This is a genomic window from Ruegeria sp. BG10 (assembly GCF_056538575.1).
Genome location: NZ_JBQFTI010000001.1, coordinates 148,288 through 164,145, shown reverse-complemented (window position 1 = coordinate 164,145; position 15,858 = coordinate 148,288). Strand labels below are relative to the sequence as shown.

Sequence of the window (15,858 nt, the reverse complement as noted above, 5' to 3'; positions counted from 1 at the left end):
CGGAGGCTTTGATGACCGATTTCAATTGTTTTTCACCGGGCTTGCTTCGGTTTTTTGAAGGTCTACAGGCAAACAACACGAAAGACTGGTTTACCGCAAACAAGGCGACCTATGAGGCCCATGTCAAAGGACCGGGCAAACAATTCGCGGGTGAAACGGCAAGTGCCCTTCGTGATTCAACAGGTCAGAGCCACAGCAGCAGGGTTTTTCGGATCAATCGCGATCTCCGGTTCTCGAAAGACAAGACACCCTACAACACGCACCTTCACATTGCTTTTACGCCAAAAGTGCAATCCGGCCAGCCGCCGATGTGGTTCTTTGGGGTATCGCCCGAGCGCCTGTCGCTCGGCTGTGGGGTGTTTCAATATGACAAGGCCGCTTTGTCGCGTTTTCGCCAGGCTATGGCCGGACCCAAAGGGGCGAAACTGATGCAGCTGAGTTCAGACCTGCGCGGCAAGGGTGTCCGCATAAGCCAGCCGGAACTGAAACGTGTGCCGTCAGAATTCGACAAAGACCATCCCAACGGTGAAGCGCTGCGGCGCAAAGGTTTTGCCGCCTGGATCGAACACGAGGACCCCTGCTTTGTCACGCAACCGGATCTGGTCGCCCGGGTCATCACGGAATGGCAGCAATTGATGCCGGTTTATCAACTTCTGTCTCAGGTAGGATAGCCGCAATGGTCCGGAATCGGGCCACAGTCTTGGTCGCGCCGTCTGACGACATGTAACGCCGTCTCTTCTAGCTGTGTGTGCGGGACTTTTCCGGGTCATAGACCGGACAGGCAACGATTTCTGCGGTCGTGTCCAGACCATTGCCCGAAACCGATACCAATGTGCCCACCGTCAGGTTCGGGCGGACATGGGCCAGCGCAAGCGATTTCCCCAGCCGATGCGAATGGCAGGGGCTGTTGATCACACCAACCTGTTCGCCATAAATCATCAGGGTCTCGCCGCCCTCAACCATATCCGCGTGGTCGATATCGATGCAGACGTTGATAACGGTCTCGCCACCCTTTGCCGCCATCAACGCCGTTTTGCCACGGAAATCGCCCTTGGTCTGTGAGACAGTAAACCCAAGGCCGACTTCCCAGGGTGTGTTGTCTTCGGTCATATCATAGCCATAGAACAACAGCCCGGCTTCGATCCGCACCTTGTCGAGAGCGGCGAACGAGCAGGGCATGACCCCTGCCGCGGCCAGCTTGTCCCAGATGTCCGTGATGGCCGCGCCATCCGCGAATATTTCATACCCGCGTTCGCCGGAATAACCCGTGCGCGAAATCCGGCAGGGATGGCCGAATAGCGAAGCAGCTGCGTGTTCGAAATAGGCCAGTCCGCCCAGATCAATGTCCACGTTGGCATCAAGAATTTCCAAGGCCGCCGGCCCCTGCACCGACAGATCGTGCAGGTTATCGGTAAACTCAACCTCGACATCTCGCCCCTGCGCCGAGGCTTCCAACAGGGCCATCGTGTCGCCCGAACCATGCACGATCATCCACTCGTCCCCGCCATTGTTCGACACGATGGCGTCATCGGCGATACCACCCGCTTCGGTCAGAACGCACAGATACGCGGCCTTGCCGGGCGCAACTTTCGACAGATCGCGCGTGGTCAGATGATCCAGAACACCCTGCGCTTCGGGGCCGCGGACAAACACCTTTTTCAGCGGCGACATATCGAACATGCCAGCCCTTTCGCGCACCGCGTCATGCTCATCCTTCGGGTCGGTATCATAGCTCCACGCCGTGCCCATCCCGTTCCAATCCTCAAGGCCCGATCCAAGAGCCTTGTGGCGCGAAGCAAGAGCGGATGTGCGGTTGAGTTCCTGTGTCACTTTGGTTCCTTCCTAGTACCATTCATCCGGCATCGCAGCCTTGCGTTCCTGGACGAATGCCTCAAGCGCGGTCTGGATGCCGGGTTTCATTTCCGGTTGCCGATAGTCGGCCAACATCTGACGCCATCGTGCAGACGCCCTTTGATCGGCGGTGGGCGCGCCGGCATCCATCCAGGCCTCATACGGCCCTGCGTCCGGGACCTGCGGCTCGAAATTGGCGGTGGAATAGTGGCGCAGCGTGTGGCTGGTGGACAGAAAGTTCTCGCCCGGCCCTGTTTCCAGATAGGCATCCCGGCCAAAGAACTCATCGTCTGTTTCGAACCCTTGCAACAGTTTCATCATGGCGCCGCAATGATCGAGGTCCATGACAAATTTCTCATAGGACATGACCAGCCCACCTTCGAGCCAACCCGCCGCATGCCAGACCTGATGAGCGCCAGACAAAAGCGTGGCCCACATCGCGCCGACGCTATCCTGCATCGCCTGCCCGTCCGGCGCGTTGGACGCGGTGATCTGCCCGCCGCCAGAGCGCACGGGAACACCCAGTCGGCAGCCCAACTGGCCGAGAACCATGGTGGTCAGATTGGCCTCGGGCGACCCGAATGTCAGCGCGCCGCTGCGCAGGTTCATCGTGGAGTGGAAGCTGCCGAAAACCACGGGACAACCGGGCCGGACCAACTGAACCAGTGCGATGCCGACCATCGCCTCGGCAAGGGTCTGCGCCGCGACCGCCGCCGGAAACAGCGGCCCCATGGCCCCTGCAAATATCGCCGGAGACACGCAGACGCATTGGTTGGCCTCGGCGTAGATCCGCAAGGCCGCCGACATAGTGTGATCATAGACCAGGGGCGAGTTCACATTGATATTGGCCTGCATCACGGCGTTGCGCTCCATGAAGTCGCGCCCGAACACCAGCCTTGCCATGTCGATACTGTCCTGCGCCCGTTCCGGCGCAGTGACCGACCCCATGAACGGTTTTGTGGACAAGGTCAGGTGCGCCAGCATCATGTCCAGATGGCGCTTGTTCACCGGTACATCCGTGGGCTCGACCAGCGTCCCACCCGAATGGTGAAGTGCCGGGGCGCTGTAGGCGAGTTTTACGAAATTCCGAAAATCTGCCAACGTCGCGTAGCGTCGGCCGTGTTTCAGGTCGCTGACAAAGGGCGAGCCATAACCCGGCATCAGCACAACGTTGTCGCCCCCCAGGGTCACGGTCTTTTCCGGAACCCGCCCGTGTAACCGAAATTCCGTTGGCGCCGTTTTGCAAAGCTCGCGTGCCAGTCCCGGCGTAAAGCGAACCCGGTCACCTTCGACAATGGCTCCGGCCTGAGCGAAGAGGTCAATGGCAGTACGGTCGCCCCGAAACTCAACTCCGATGGTTTCAAGAATCCAGTCGGCCTGATCTTCGATCCGCGCAAGCGCCTGCGCGCTCAGAATCTCATAAGCGGGGATCTTGCGCCTTGTGAAACCGGGGGCATTTGGCGGAGCCTTTTGGCGTGACAACCGACCCCGACGCGCCTTGCTGCGTTGTTCAGCGTGATCAGTCAGTTGCGTAATCGCGTTCAAATCAGCCAACTCCGGTTCAGTATGACAACTCTTACAAACGCTATTTTGCATGGCGTTCAGGACCGGAAAATCGAATTTTTCTTTCCCTTGCGTGCAAAATTTTTGTACGCAAATCTCATGCCTGACCTGTTCCGCCATCATGACCTTCTGCGCCTGTTCACAGAGATTGCGCGCCATTCCAGTTTTTCGGATGCTGCCGAGGCGCTGAACATGACCAAGGGCGCCGTCAGCTATCAGATCAAAACGCTGGAGGCCGATCTGGGGCTGACGCTGTTTCGCCGCACAACAAGAGGCGTGAGCCTGACTGGTCCCGGACTGAGCCTGCTGGCGGCCTGTCAGGCCCGATACGAGCAGATCGAGGCGGAATTACGTGATATCAGAGGGCTGTCCTCAAATACGCTGACGGTCGGAGTGTCGACTTACTTTGCGGCGCGCTGGCTGTCACCGCGGCTGATGTCCTTCATGCAGGATCATCAGGACGTTCAATTGCGTATCCAGCCCATGATCCAATTCTCGGCCCGCGAAACACGGGATGCCGATCTGCTTATCAGATGGGGCAACGGGGAATGGGATGACGGGGTCGTGACGTCGTTCATGCCCATGCCCACCTTTCCGGTTGGCAATCAGGTTGCCGCACATCAGGTTGAAACGCTGGGAATAGAGGGGGCGATTTCCAGCTTTACCCTTCTCAGGGACCGGGATGACAGCAACGCCTGGTCCGATTGGCTGAACGCCGCCGGGCTTCCCCGACAAACGCGGCGAGATGTTTTGATCGTTCCCGATCCGAATGTGCGGGTGCAGGCCGTCATCGACGGCCAGGGCATCGCGTTGATGGACGATCTTGTCCGGCCGGAACTGGACGACGGAAAATTTGTCCGGCTTTCCGGTGCCGAACTCTCTGATTATGGCTATTTCCTCGTGCGGCCAAACCGGGCGGCAGAAACCGAAACCGCGCGGGCTTTTTCTGACTGGGTTCAACGTCAGACGTGATCGTTCCGCTCCCTGATCCATCGAAACGGCATGTCGTTAACCCAGACGAGGCCGCGAATTGTAATGGTGACTGTAGCCATGTCTTTCTTTTTGTGCCCAAAAAACAGGCTGGAATCGCGTGGTTCGCGACATCCTCAAGCGTTTGGCTTGAAAAACAGGGCGCGTTCGTCAAACATTCCTCATGGGTCAGTATTTTGATGAAATGTTCAACGGGGATGGATCTCTTCGTGGGCCTTACGAGGAAATCGGTCGCTGGTTCAATGCAGAAGACGTATCGAGGTTGCGCGCGAAACAGCGTGAGGCCGAGGAGGTTTTTCGGCTTACGGGAATTACCTTCAACGTCTACGGAAAGGCCGAGGCGGAAGAACGGCTGATACCGTTCGACATCGTGCCAAGGGTGATTTCCGGCCGGGAATGGCAGCGCTTGGAAAAGGGGATCGACCAGCGGGTCCGGGCCATCAACGCATTTCTGTACGATATCTATCACCGGCAGGAAATCGTGCGGGCCGGGCGCATACCTGCCAGCATGATTTCAGAGAACGAGGCGTTCCTGCCCCAGATGATCGGCGTCACACCCCCCGGCAGCGTCTACACCCATATCGTTGGCATTGATCTGGTTCGCACCGGACCGGATGAATTCTATGTGCTTGAGGATAACGCGCGCACGCCTTCGGGTGTGAGCTATATGCTCGAAAACCGGGAAACCATGCTCAAGATGTTTCCCGAACTGTTCAGCGCCACAAATGTACGGAACGTATCGGACTATCCGCGCAACCTGAGACGATCACTCGCGGCCTGCGCCCCGGACTGTGCCGAAGGCGAACCCACCGTCGCGGTTCTGACCCCGGGAATCTACAATTCCGCCTATTACGAACATGCGTTTCTTGCCGATCAGATGGCGGTGGAACTTGTCGAAGGGCATGACCTGCGGGTGGTGCACGGGCGTGTCTGTATGCGGACGACGCAGGGGTACCGCCCCATCGACGTGCTGTACCGGCGCGTGGATGACGATTTCCTGGATCCGCTGAACTTCAACCCGGACAGCGCACTGGGAGTACCCGGAATTCTGGATGTCTATCGCGCGGGTGGAATAACCATCGCCAACGCGCCGGGCACCGGGATTGCCGACGACAAGGCGATCTATTCCTACATGCCCGAGATCGTTGAGTTCTATACCGGCGAAAAACCTCTGCTGCAGAATGTCCCGACCTGGCGCTGCGCCGATCCCGACTCTTTGTCGTATGTTCTGGACAACCTGACCGATCTGGTTGTGAAAGAGGTGCACGGGTCCGGCGGCTATGGAATGCTGATCGGCCCGACGGCCAGCAAACGTGAGATCGCCGCGTTCCGCGACAAGCTAAAGGCGCGGCCGGGGAATTACATTGCGCAGCCCACCTTGTCGCTGTCGACGGTTCCGATCTTTGCCCGCTCTGGGCTGGCACCCAGACATGTGGATCTACGCCCTTTTGTTCTGGTCTCGCCGGACGGGATCAGGATAACGCCGGGCGGGCTGACCCGTGTCGCGCTCAAGAAAGGTTCGTTGGTGGTGAATTCCAGCCAGGGTGGCGGCACCAAAGACACCTGGGTTTTGGAGGACTGAGCCATGCTGGGGAAAACTGCGGGTGGATTGTTCTGGATGACCCGGTATCTGGAGCGCGCTGAAAACACCGCAAGGCTTTTGGAAACCGGCCAGCGGATGGCGCTGACCAGAACCAATAACGGCAACGACGAATGGGTGCCGGTGATGCAGACCGCCGGAGTTCTGGCGGGGTATCAGGCCAAGTATGACGAGGTTACCAAGGACAACGCGATCGACTGGATGCTGCGCGACACCGACAACGCGTCTTCCGTTCGGTCGGTCATCAAGCAGGCCCGTGACAACGCCCGGCTTGTGCGCACCGCCCTCACCTATGATGTCTGGAGCGCCGTGAACGCCACCTGGATGCGCATTCAGGAGCCCCTGAAGCGAAGGGTGAACGAACGTGACTTGCCCGCGGTGCTGGAATTGGTGCGCCACCAGGCGGCGCTGGTGCGGGGTGCTTATCTAGGCACCATGCTGCGCAACGACATCCATGATTTCGCCCAGTTGGGCACTTTTGTCGAACGCGCCGACAACACAGGGCGCATTCTGGACGTAAAATATTACGTCCTGCTTCCAACCGCCTTTTCGGTTGGGTCTTCGTTGGACAACGCCCAGTGGGAAACCATCCTGCGTTCGGTGGGGGCCGGCGGCGGATACAGGATGACCCATGGCCAAAAAACGTCCCCGTCAGAGATTGCGGAATTCATGATCCTGGACGAACGGATGCCCCGCAGCCTCAGTTATTGTTGCCGTCACATCCATGAAAGCCTGTCCCTTCTGGAAAAGGAATACGGATCGGAAATGCCTTCCGGCAACGCGTCTCAGGACCTTTACGCGCGCCTGGCGGATCAGAAGATCACCGGCGTATTCGACTACGGCCTGCACGAATACATCCAGGACACGCTGCGCGATCTTGCCGGGTTGAGCCGGCAGATTGAAGTCGATTACCGATTTAATGAGTGACCCATGAAACTGCACATCAAACACGAAACACGATACGACTTTGATGCTCCGGTGCCCTTCGGGTTGCAGCAACTCAGGAAAACACCAAAATCCTTCCGCAATCAGAATGTCCTGAGCTGGGACACCCAAGTTGACGGCGGGCGCAAGGAACTGAGCTTCGAAGACTGTCACAGAAACACGGTCGAGCTGATCAGCTTTGAACCCAACACATCCCATGTTTCGCTGGTGTCGGAAGGCGTCGTTGAGGTCGAGGACACGCATGGTGTCCTTGGCAAGCACGAGGGGTCCACGCCGCTGTGGCTGTTCAAGCGCGAAACGCCACAAACTGCACCGAAGAAAGGCGTGGCGGACCTTGTCGGCTCTCTGCCGCAAGGTGAGCTGCTGGACCGCCTGCACGCCCTGTCCGATCTGGTTCGCGAGCGTGTGCAATATAAGGTTGGAAGCTCAAAACCCGACTGGAGCGCCGAAGACGCGGTCGAGGCCGGTTGCGGTGTTTGTCAGGACCATGCGCATGTCTTCATCACCTGCGCGCGGAAACTCGGGCTGCCGGCGCGGTACGTCTCGGGCTATCTGATGATGAATGATGTCGACATTCAGGACGCCACCCATGCCTGGGCCGAGGTGCACGTCGATGGCCTGGGCTGGGTGGGCTTCGACGTCTCCAACGGAATTTCGCCCGACAACAGGTATGTTCGCGTAGCGACAGGTCTGGACTACGCGCAGGCTGCACCGGTAATAGGAAGCAGAATTGGGGCAGCGGGCGAGCAACTTTCGGTACAGTTGCAAGTCGCACAGCAATAGCGGAGAACAAAATGACCTATGCTGTGGGGATGCGGTTGAACCGTGGGTTGGTCTTTATGTCCGACACCCGGACAAATGCCGGGGTCGACAATATCTCGACCTTCGAAAAGATGTTCAACTGGACGGTCGAGGGCGAACGCTCCATCACGTTGCTGACCGCGGGCAATCTGGCGACCACACAAGCAACCGTCAGCATGCTCGAAGAACGCACGAAAGCCCCCGAAGATCGCGCCCCGTCGATCCTAGAGGCGCCGACGATGTTTCAGGTCGCGCAACTGGTTGCCGAAACACTGAAAGACGTCATCGAACTGCATGCCCGCGCAGGACAGCAGGCGGACAGCGCCTTTCACGCCACGCTTATTCTGGGCGGGCAGATCAAGGGCGGCCCATCGCGCCTGTTCCTGATCTACCCTGAAGGCAATTTCATCGAAGCGGGGGCGGACACGCCGTTTTTCCAGATCGGAGAAACAAAATATGGCCGCCCGATCCTGGTACGGGCTTACGATCCCGGCATGACCTTCGAGGAAACGGTCAAGCTGTTGCTTGTCAGTTTCGACTCGACCATCAAGGCAAACCTGTCCGTGGGCGCACCCCTGGATTTGTTGCTGTACGAAGAAGACAGCCTGACACCGGGTCAGCGTTCGCGGCTTGAGGCCGATGATGCCTATTTCCGAACCATTTCAGACGGCTGGGGCGACGCTCTGAAATCGGCATTGGCAAAGTTGCCCGACTACGATTCAAGCGGGGCCGAGCGCTAAGGGGTCTTAGCACCTCCTGTTCGTGTCGTCACGAACCGTCATTGCCCGTCTGCGGGCATATTGCTTGTCCACCCCGCGGCGCGCATTGCCGCCAGCAATTCCTGAACGGGCTCAGGACTGGCAAAGATCCTGTATTTTATCGCTTCAAACGGATAATCAGGCCAGGTTCTGGCATACATATCCGCCAACCGGCGCGCTTCGACCGGCTCACCGTTCATCCAGCGAGACGCCATCAGATAGGCGGTGGAAATCGGTCCGAACGGCCCACCCTCTGCAATCGTTTCTTCGTAGGTTCGGATCGCCGCCGCGTAATCGCCGGTGTGAAACTGGGCTGCCCCCAACGCATTGCCCAGAACCAGCGCACCACCGCCTTCGGCCAGCGCCTTGTAGCGGCTGGCATGAGACTTGATGCGTTCGAAATTCGCGGTGTAGAGCGATATCAGGGCGTCAAACTCGGCAATATGCGGATCATCGGGGGCCAGATCCGTTGCGCGCTCGGACAGGGTGACGGCCCTGTTGTGATTGCTCACGCCAAACTCATACCAGGCCCGTGCCGACAGGGCCCAGGGCGCGTCTGGTGCCAGTTCCAAAGCATAGGCGCTGTGCTCATCCGACGCTGCGAACAATTCATCCGACGCGGGGTTGCCCGACTGGAGAATGGCTAGCATGGCTTCAACCTGAGCCGCGCCGGCATAGCCGCAATAGAACAGCGGATCGCGCTCGGAAGCGGTTTCAAACACCAGCAAAGCCGGGCGCAGACGTGAAAGATCAACAACTGGAAAAATCAGATCGCGCCCGGCATTGCACAAATTCATCGCTTCGACGCGGGTTGGCGAGACGTCATAGATTGTGGGCTGATCTGTTTCCGACGACGACCGGGGCGCGTCGTTCAAAAACGTCACGGCCAGAATACCGGCAATTCCAATCACGGCGGCACCGGCCCCCAGTCCGGCCCACAGCCGGACACTGCCTTGCTTCCCTTCGACACCGCCCGCTGCCCCCGCACGGAACTCGGGTGCGTAACTGCCGACCGGAAGCGAAATGACTACATCCGCCGCCGCCCCGTCGCCGTTGTAATACGCCTTGAGTTTGCGCCGAACACGTCCGGCATCGACGCGAACAACCCCTTCGCGTCTGGTCAGGTCATCCGCGCCGTAACCATAGACGTCCATGGCAATTGTCTTTGCCCGGATTTCTTCGGTCCGGCCAGCCAACGCCTCGGTCACAACATAGGACAAAAACGATTGCATCCGGGCCGAACCCCGGAATTCTTTCGACTCCAGAATCGCGCCCAGCGCCAGCCGGACCTGTTCCGGCGAAATCGACACATCGCGAAGCTGATCTTCATTCGATGGGGCAGTCAAGAACTATCCTTTCTGGGTAAGGACTTGGCGGCGCGTTGCTACGGTAGCATGCGGCTTATTACGTTCAAGACATATTCTGGACCGGGCATGCTTTGACAGCACATCGCACGGACACCAGAGCAATGACAGAAGACGCGTTCTTTTCCGCTCAGTTTCCCGGTTCGGCCCCCCGGCTTGAGGCGTTGAGGGCCTGTGACAAGGAATTCGATCAGATGTGCGCGGATTACCAGGAGGTGTTTCTGGAACTGGCAAAGGGCCCGCAGGCCGCCGCCGGCACGCAACCCAGATACCTCGCCGATTTGGCCGAAAGCCTGGCGGATTTGCGGAACAGTATCGAAAGGCAGTTGCTGGCCTTTGATCCCGCCCCGGATAACGCAGGTACCAGTGAAGGAAAGGTTTGACATGAAACTCCGAAATCTTCTGCCCCTGATCGTCTTTGGCGCCGGCTCGGCGCTGGCCCAGGAAAACCCGATCATCCATGACGGCGAATTTGAGTATCTGCGCGCGCAATTCGGCGATGTCTGGGACGCACAGGACGAAGAGATCGATGCCCGCCTGGCCGAAATCCGCGAGGCTAACGGCGGCCGCCCCCCGAACTTTCTGTACATCCTGATTGATGACGTGAGCTTTGGTCAGATGGGTGACCGCAAGATGAACTATGTCATGGGGATCGAAACCCCCAACATCAACACGCTGGCGACCGAAGGCTTGTCGCTGATGCGCATGTATACCGAGCCGTCCTGCACCCCCACGCGCACGGCGATGCTGACGGGCCGTCATCCGGTGCGCGCCGGGGTCGAAGAGGTCAAGGTGGCGCTGGTGGGCGAAGGTCTTCCGGACAGCGAGGTGACGCTGGCGGAAATCCTGAAAGAAGTGGGATACAACACCGCCCATGTCGGCAAGTGGCATCAGGGCGACATCGAACAATCCTATCCGCACAATCAGGGGTTCGACTGGGCCGCCTTCCCCCTGCACCAACAGGTTCAGCTAAGCCTCATGACCCCCGAGGCGATGCGGGCCAACAACATGCTCGGCTATGTGTCCGAGGGCCAGAGCAATCAGTTCCTGCTGGATGAACGCTTCAAGCCCTACGGTCTGGTGACCGGTGTTGAGGCCGAGGCCGGCGGCAAGGCCCGCGAAGTCGATATGAGCGCGGGCGAAGTCTGGACGCAGGCGAAATACGAGGAAATGAACCGGCGGTATCAGCAACAGGCACTGGAACAACTGGACCGCGTGGCCGCCGAGGATGCGCCCTTCTTCATGCAATACTGGCCGCTTTACCCCCTGAATTTCGTCTATCCGGATCAGGCGATTTCCCGAAACGGAGGGTTTCACGCGGACAAGCTGCAACTGCTGGATGGCTGGATCGGCGACCTGTTGGCCAAACTGGAAGATACCGGCAAGGCCGGCAACACGATCGTGGTACTAATGGCGGATAACGGCCTGATGTATCACTACGAGGGGACCTCGGGCCTGAACCAGCTGATCTATCGCGGTGGCAAGACCCAGCATCTGGAAGGCGGCGTGCGCACGGACGCGTTCATTCGCTGGCCAAACGTCATCGAGCCCAACAGCGCCGCGGGTGACATCTTTCACGTCTCGGACATCTTTACCACGATGGCACGGATCGCCGGGGCAACCGATCACATTCCGCGCGACCGTATCATTGACGGCATCGACCAGACGGCCCTGTTGCTGAACGGTGAGGGCAACGGGCGGCGCGACTACGTGTATGTCTATGAAGGTCCTGTGCTGCGCTCGGTGGTCAAACAGGAATTCAAGATGCACCTGCCCGCCCCCGGTCAGCCCGGTGCGGCAGCGCCGACTTACAACGTCTACCGCGACCCGCGCGAGGAACACCCGCTTGTCGGTTATTCCCTTTGGGCCGGTGCGTCCTTTCAGGACATGATCAAGCGCCACCAGAAAATGATTGCCAAATACCCGCACTCCGAAATCGGCACGGGTCTGCCCTATGAAGGCATCGAGAACCTGCGCCCGGAATCGGAACTGACGCGCGAGGTTTTCATGAGCTGGCAGTGAGGTGCCTGCGTGGAATTTTCTGAAAAGATATCGTAATGTTTCAATATGATATCGATTTCGCGCAAATATTGCCGGATCGAACAACAAGAAACGGGGGGAAGATCGGAATGAAACTGACGTGGTTATTGCTTCTGTCGACCGGCCTTGCGGTCTCATCTGCGACTGCGCAGGAGAACCCAATTCAGCACGATGCAGAGTTTTACATTCTGCAGGCGCAGCGCAACCAGCAATGGGCGCAGGACGACGCCGCGGTTGACGACGCGCTGGCCGCTTTTCGGGATGGCAACGGCGGCAATCCTCCCAACATCGTCAGCGTGCTGATCGACGATATGGGTTTTGGCGACATGGGCATACCCGAACTTAATGCCGTGCGCGGATATGAGACGCCGAACATCAACGATTTCTCGGATCAGGCTATGCGGATGGTTCGGATGTATACCGAACCGTCCTGCACCCCAACCCGCGTGGCGCAGATGACGGGACGGCTGCCTGTGCGTATGGGAATGGGCGATACGACCGTGGACATCGCAGGTTTTGGCCTGCCGGGAGACGAGGTGACGCTGGCCGAGGTGCTGAAACAGGCAGGATATGCCACCAGCCATGTCGGCAAATGGCATATGGGCGACATCGCCGAAAGCTGGGCCATGAACCAGGGGTTCGATTACGCCCAACACGCCATCCACCAGCAGGGTCAGCTGACCATCTTCAACGACGACGCGATCAAGGAACAGGTGTCGGTGGCAATCCGGGATTATGACGACAAATACACACTGGACGACTGGTTCAGACCCGATGCATCCGCAATGATGACCGTGATCGAAGGTGAAACAGGCGGGCCGGTCCGTGAAATTCGCATGGAAACCGGTGAACGCTGGAACGCTGCGAAATACGATGAGATGAACCAGGCGTTTCAAGACAAGACGCTGGCCGAACTGGATCGCCTCGCAGGCGGTGAAGACCCGTTTTTCCTGCAATACTGGCCGATGATCCCACTGGACAACACCCGCGCCGGGCGGTCAGGACCAGAGAGCGTGAATGGTGGTCTTTATGTGGACAAGATGCAGTTGCTGGATCAGTGGCTGGGCGATTTGTTCGCGCGGCTGGAAGAGCTGGGCCTGACGGAAAACACTGTGGTTGTGGTGATGGGTGACAACGGCCATTTCACCAAATACGCGCCGCAATCCGGGTTCACCCCGTTGATCTATGCGGGCGGCAAGGGTGACACGACCGAAGGCGGCATCCGCGTTGACGCCTTCATTCGCTGGCCCGGCATGATCGAGGCGGACGGATTGCTCAACAGCATCATCCATGTCTCGGACCTCTATACGACACTGTCGCGTTTCGCCGGGGCTGATCAGTACATTCCGCGGGATCGTCTGGTGGATGGGGTGGATCAGTCGGCTGCCTTGTTGTTTGCCGATGAATCCAAGGCCCGCCGCGATCACGTCATTGTCTATTCGGTGAACAAACCCGAAGCGATTGTGAAGGATCAGCTTAAGCTGAAACTGCCGGGAGCTGGGGAAAGCGCTATTCTGGCAAAGTTCTTTGATCTCTACCGGGACACGCGCGAGGAATATTCAGTCTCGACCGAGGTTGGTGCCTGGGGAGGGCAGGAATTCTCACGCATCCTTGGCCGCCATATGGCCCGCAAGGAAAAATTCCCAGATACGCCTCCAGCCTATGGCGTGCCCTATGAGGGGATCGAAAATGTGCGGCCCGAAACGCAGCAGGCGGTTGATGCCTTTCTGGTCAAGCGCGCCGCGCCACAGCAATAGGCCCGCGCCGCTCGGGGGATGGAAACTCTAATCAACAGGTGGTCCAAATGGCTGGAATGGTGATTTTCGCTCTTGGCTTGGTCGTGGCGCTTGGGATCGGCTTTGTGTACTTTCGCGATCTGGGCGACATTTCGCAGATGTTGCTGAAGGTAAAGCGCGAGAACATGGTGCGTTTTATCCGGCATGAATACCGCCTGATCGCAATCGGGCTGGGCGGGTTTCTGGTTGCGACGCTGGCGCATTTTCTGATGGGCGCAGGTCCATTGTGGCTGTGGGCAATCACGGGTTTGCTGACCCTTCTGCTTTATGGCTTTCCCTATGTCTGGGTTCATCTGGGGCTGCGGAACCAGCTGAACGATGCCGCGTTCTTTCCCATCAGCGAGGCGCGGAAGTTTGTCGGCCCCACCGCGCCGGTCATTGTCATCGAAAACAACGGCCACGCCCGTGCGCATCCCGACGCACAGATCATGCGACCTCATCTGGCCGGAGACGCGACCGGGCTGGGCGGCGAAGACGTAGTCATGACCTATTGCGCCATGGCGAACCTTGGGCAGGGCTATGCCCCCCGCATCGAAGGCAAGCGGCTGGATCTTGAGGTTCTGGCCCAGCACGGCAACAACCTGATCCTGCGTGACAATGAAACGGGCGAGCCCATTCAGCACATATACGGGTTTCGCGAGGCGGATCGTGACCTGAGCGCGGACGGTCCCGCCTGCCCGCTGCGCCCGGAGGCGCAGATGAAGCCCTGGCCGACCTACCGGATGACATTTCGCGGTTTCCAGAAGGCCTTTCCGGAGGGCGAGGTCTTTCTGAACAAACCCTCGTCAAATCCCCTGTTGCGGCTGCTGGATATGGTCACCGAGATCACCTTTGGGTGGGGGATTAGCCGCCAGCATCAGGAAGACGCACCCGTGATGGACAATATGGACCGTTCGGACGACCGCCTGCCCAACAAGACCTATGTCTGGGGAATTACCATCGGTAAAGACGCGGCCTGCTGGACGGATGATTTCGTCATCGAGAACAACTGGATCGTCAACGCCAATGTCGGCGGGCGCGACGTCGTTGTCAGCCTAGACCCGAAATATGAAAGCCTTGGCGTCTGGTATAACGACAGCGGCAAACCCGTCAGTCGCTGCGACTTTTGGGGAATGTCTGATCAAGGTCAGTTGCAGCGCGTCGAAACCCTGCGCGCCGGAATATTCTGGCATGTCTGGTCCGAGTTCTTCCCGGAAACCGACATCAACCGCGTTGGTTCTGGCACGCAAGGCAATAGTGATGTGGCGGCATGATCGGTTTGCGCCCTTTCGGATCGCAAATCTGCGCAAGGCTACGACCAATTGGCACGTGTCGTGGTTCTGAACCGAACCCGCGAACAAGCGGAACGAACCTGAGTGAACGGAGGGACACAGTGTTTACTAAACGATTGACGTCATGTAGCGCGATTGGTCTGGCTTTCCTGGCCTCATCTGCAACCTTGGCAGTATCCCAACAGTCCGGGTGGTCTTACGAAGCCTCAATCTATCTGTTCATGCCCGAGACAGAGACCAGGTTCGAGACACCGATGGGAACGCTGGACGGTACGCTCAGCTTTTCGGATGCTCTGGATAACCTGGACTTTGCCTTTATGGGAGCGTTTTCAGCGACAAACGGGCGCTGGAGCGTTTTGTTCGACTATAACTATACTGACCTCTCCTTCAGCGACAACGCGCCCGGACCTGCAAACGCAGAACTGGACACTTCGGTCGAAACACAGTTTGCAACGGCGATGCTGGGTTACCGGATTCGTCAGGACCCTGCGGTCAATCTGGACCTGCTTGGCGGCTTTCGTTGGTACAGCACCGAAACGGACTTCACTTTGACCCCCGGGACCATGCCGGGACGCAACACTGTCGCGGATGACAGCTGGTTTGACCCGGTTATCGGCGCAAGGGCGCGTTTCACACTGTCCGATGACTGGACCGGAACGGCGTATCTGGACTATGGCGGGTTTCGCAGTGGCAGTGAAACCTGGCAGGTCTTGCTGACCGCCGATTATATCATCAATGAAAGATGGATGCTGCGCGGCGGATACCGCTATATTTCATTTGATCATGATATCGACGGCAGTCCCTACGAATTCAATCAATCCGGGCCTCTGATCGGTGCCACCTATCGGTTCTGACGTTTTGGCGTGGTTCCGGCACAGG

General features: G+C 58.5%; 14 protein-coding genes. 11 read left to right on the top strand and 3 right to left on the bottom strand.

Features of this window, described 5'->3' with window-relative positions:
• Positions 1-11: 11 nt before the first annotated feature.
• On the top strand, positions 12-671 hold the full coding sequence (locus tag ACR0D8_RS00775; RefSeq protein WP_480644003.1) for a DUF2461 domain-containing protein: 660 nt from the start codon (positions 12-14) through the stop codon (positions 669-671).
• A 67-nt stretch (positions 672-738) separates the two neighbouring features.
• Here the strand turns inward: ACR0D8_RS00775 and ACR0D8_RS00770 are convergent, their stop codons facing one another.
• Both ACR0D8_RS00770 and ACR0D8_RS00765 read right to left on the bottom strand, forming a co-directional pair.
• Entirely contained in the window at positions 739-1,830 is a 1,092-nt protein-coding gene (locus ACR0D8_RS00770) for an aminomethyl transferase family protein (protein WP_480644002.1), read from the bottom strand.
• Positions 1,831-1,842: 12 nt separating this feature from the next.
• The gene (locus tag ACR0D8_RS00765) at positions 1,843-3,396 is read right to left on the bottom strand and encodes a trimethylamine methyltransferase family protein (RefSeq protein WP_480644001.1); all 1,554 of its coding nucleotides are present in this window, start codon (positions 3,394-3,396) and stop codon (positions 1,843-1,845) included.
• A 117-nt stretch (positions 3,397-3,513) separates the two neighbouring features.
• Between ACR0D8_RS00765 and ACR0D8_RS00760 the strand changes: the two genes are divergently transcribed.
• From ACR0D8_RS00760 to ACR0D8_RS00740, 5 genes are all read left to right on the top strand, one after another.
• Entirely contained in the window at positions 3,514-4,386 is an 873-nt protein-coding gene (locus tag ACR0D8_RS00760; protein WP_480643999.1) for a LysR substrate-binding domain-containing protein, read from the top strand.
• Positions 4,387-4,567: 181 nt separating this feature from the next.
• Positions 4,568-5,986: a circularly permuted type 2 ATP-grasp protein gene (locus tag ACR0D8_RS00755; protein WP_480643997.1), complete on the top strand. Its 1,419-nt coding sequence runs from the start codon at positions 4,568-4,570 to the stop codon at positions 5,984-5,986.
• Positions 5,987-5,989: 3 nt separating this feature from the next.
• A complete protein-coding gene (locus ACR0D8_RS00750; protein WP_480643995.1) occupies positions 5,990-6,931 on the top strand; it encodes an alpha-E domain-containing protein in 942 nt (313 codons plus the stop codon).
• Positions 6,932-6,934: 3 nt separating this feature from the next.
• Entirely contained in the window at positions 6,935-7,732 is a 798-nt protein-coding gene (locus ACR0D8_RS00745) for a transglutaminase family protein (RefSeq protein ID WP_480643993.1), read from the top strand.
• An 11-nt stretch (positions 7,733-7,743) separates the two neighbouring features.
• The gene (locus tag ACR0D8_RS00740; protein ID WP_480643991.1) at positions 7,744-8,490 is read left to right on the top strand and encodes a proteasome-type protease; all 747 of its coding nucleotides are present in this window, start codon (positions 7,744-7,746) and stop codon (positions 8,488-8,490) included.
• A 38-nt stretch (positions 8,491-8,528) separates the two neighbouring features.
• Here the strand turns inward: ACR0D8_RS00740 and ACR0D8_RS00735 are convergent, their stop codons facing one another.
• Positions 8,529-9,854 carry a tetratricopeptide repeat protein gene (locus ACR0D8_RS00735; protein ID WP_480643990.1) on the bottom strand — a complete coding sequence of 442 codons (1,326 nt, stop codon included), beginning with the start codon at positions 9,852-9,854 and terminating at the stop codon, positions 8,529-8,531.
• 122 nt (positions 9,855-9,976) lie between these two features.
• On the opposite strand from ACR0D8_RS00735, the gene ACR0D8_RS00730 reads away from it, so the two are divergent.
• The 5 genes from ACR0D8_RS00730 (at position 9,977) to ACR0D8_RS00710 (ending at position 15,833) form a co-directional block, all read left to right on the top strand.
• A complete protein-coding gene (locus ACR0D8_RS00730) occupies positions 9,977-10,255 on the top strand; it encodes a hypothetical protein (protein WP_480643989.1) in 279 nt (92 codons plus the stop codon).
• Position 10,256: 1 nt separating this feature from the next.
• Positions 10,257-11,894 carry a sulfatase-like hydrolase/transferase gene (locus ACR0D8_RS00725; RefSeq protein WP_480643987.1) on the top strand — a complete coding sequence of 546 codons (1,638 nt, stop codon included), beginning with the start codon at positions 10,257-10,259 and terminating at the stop codon, positions 11,892-11,894.
• A gap of 107 nt (positions 11,895-12,001) precedes the next feature.
• Positions 12,002-13,669, top strand: a complete 1,668-nt coding sequence (locus tag ACR0D8_RS00720; RefSeq protein WP_480643986.1) for a sulfatase-like hydrolase/transferase — start codon at positions 12,002-12,004, stop codon at positions 13,667-13,669.
• A gap of 47 nt (positions 13,670-13,716) precedes the next feature.
• Positions 13,717-14,961: a DUF3179 domain-containing (seleno)protein gene (locus tag ACR0D8_RS00715; RefSeq protein WP_480643984.1), complete on the top strand. Its 1,245-nt coding sequence runs from the start codon at positions 13,717-13,719 to the stop codon at positions 14,959-14,961.
• A gap of 119 nt (positions 14,962-15,080) precedes the next feature.
• Positions 15,081-15,833 (top strand): porin family protein, encoded by a 753-nt coding sequence (locus tag ACR0D8_RS00710; protein ID WP_480643983.1) that lies wholly within the window; start codon positions 15,081-15,083, stop codon positions 15,831-15,833.
• Positions 15,834-15,858: the final 25 nt, after the last annotated feature.

What these genes read in the sequence shown, in the direction of transcription:
- ACR0D8_RS00775 (WP_480644003.1), top strand. Translation starts at nt 12, where the DNA reads ATGACCGATTTCAATTGTTTTTCACCGGGCTTGCTTCGGTTTTTTGAA.
- ACR0D8_RS00760 (WP_480643999.1), top strand. Translation starts at nt 3,514, where the DNA reads ATGCCTGACCTGTTCCGCCATCATGACCTTCTGCGCCTGTTCACAGAG.
- ACR0D8_RS00755 (WP_480643997.1), top strand. Translation starts at nt 4,568, where the DNA reads ATGGGTCAGTATTTTGATGAAATGTTCAACGGGGATGGATCTCTTCGT.
- ACR0D8_RS00750 (WP_480643995.1), top strand. Translation starts at nt 5,990, where the DNA reads ATGCTGGGGAAAACTGCGGGTGGATTGTTCTGGATGACCCGGTATCTG.
- ACR0D8_RS00745 (WP_480643993.1), top strand. Translation starts at nt 6,935, where the DNA reads ATGAAACTGCACATCAAACACGAAACACGATACGACTTTGATGCTCCG.
- ACR0D8_RS00740 (WP_480643991.1), top strand. Translation starts at nt 7,744, where the DNA reads ATGACCTATGCTGTGGGGATGCGGTTGAACCGTGGGTTGGTCTTTATG.
- ACR0D8_RS00730 (WP_480643989.1), top strand. Translation starts at nt 9,977, where the DNA reads ATGACAGAAGACGCGTTCTTTTCCGCTCAGTTTCCCGGTTCGGCCCCC.
- ACR0D8_RS00725 (WP_480643987.1), top strand. Translation starts at nt 10,257, where the DNA reads ATGAAACTCCGAAATCTTCTGCCCCTGATCGTCTTTGGCGCCGGCTCG.
- ACR0D8_RS00720 (WP_480643986.1), top strand. Translation starts at nt 12,002, where the DNA reads ATGAAACTGACGTGGTTATTGCTTCTGTCGACCGGCCTTGCGGTCTCA.
- ACR0D8_RS00715 (WP_480643984.1), top strand. Translation starts at nt 13,717, where the DNA reads ATGGCTGGAATGGTGATTTTCGCTCTTGGCTTGGTCGTGGCGCTTGGG.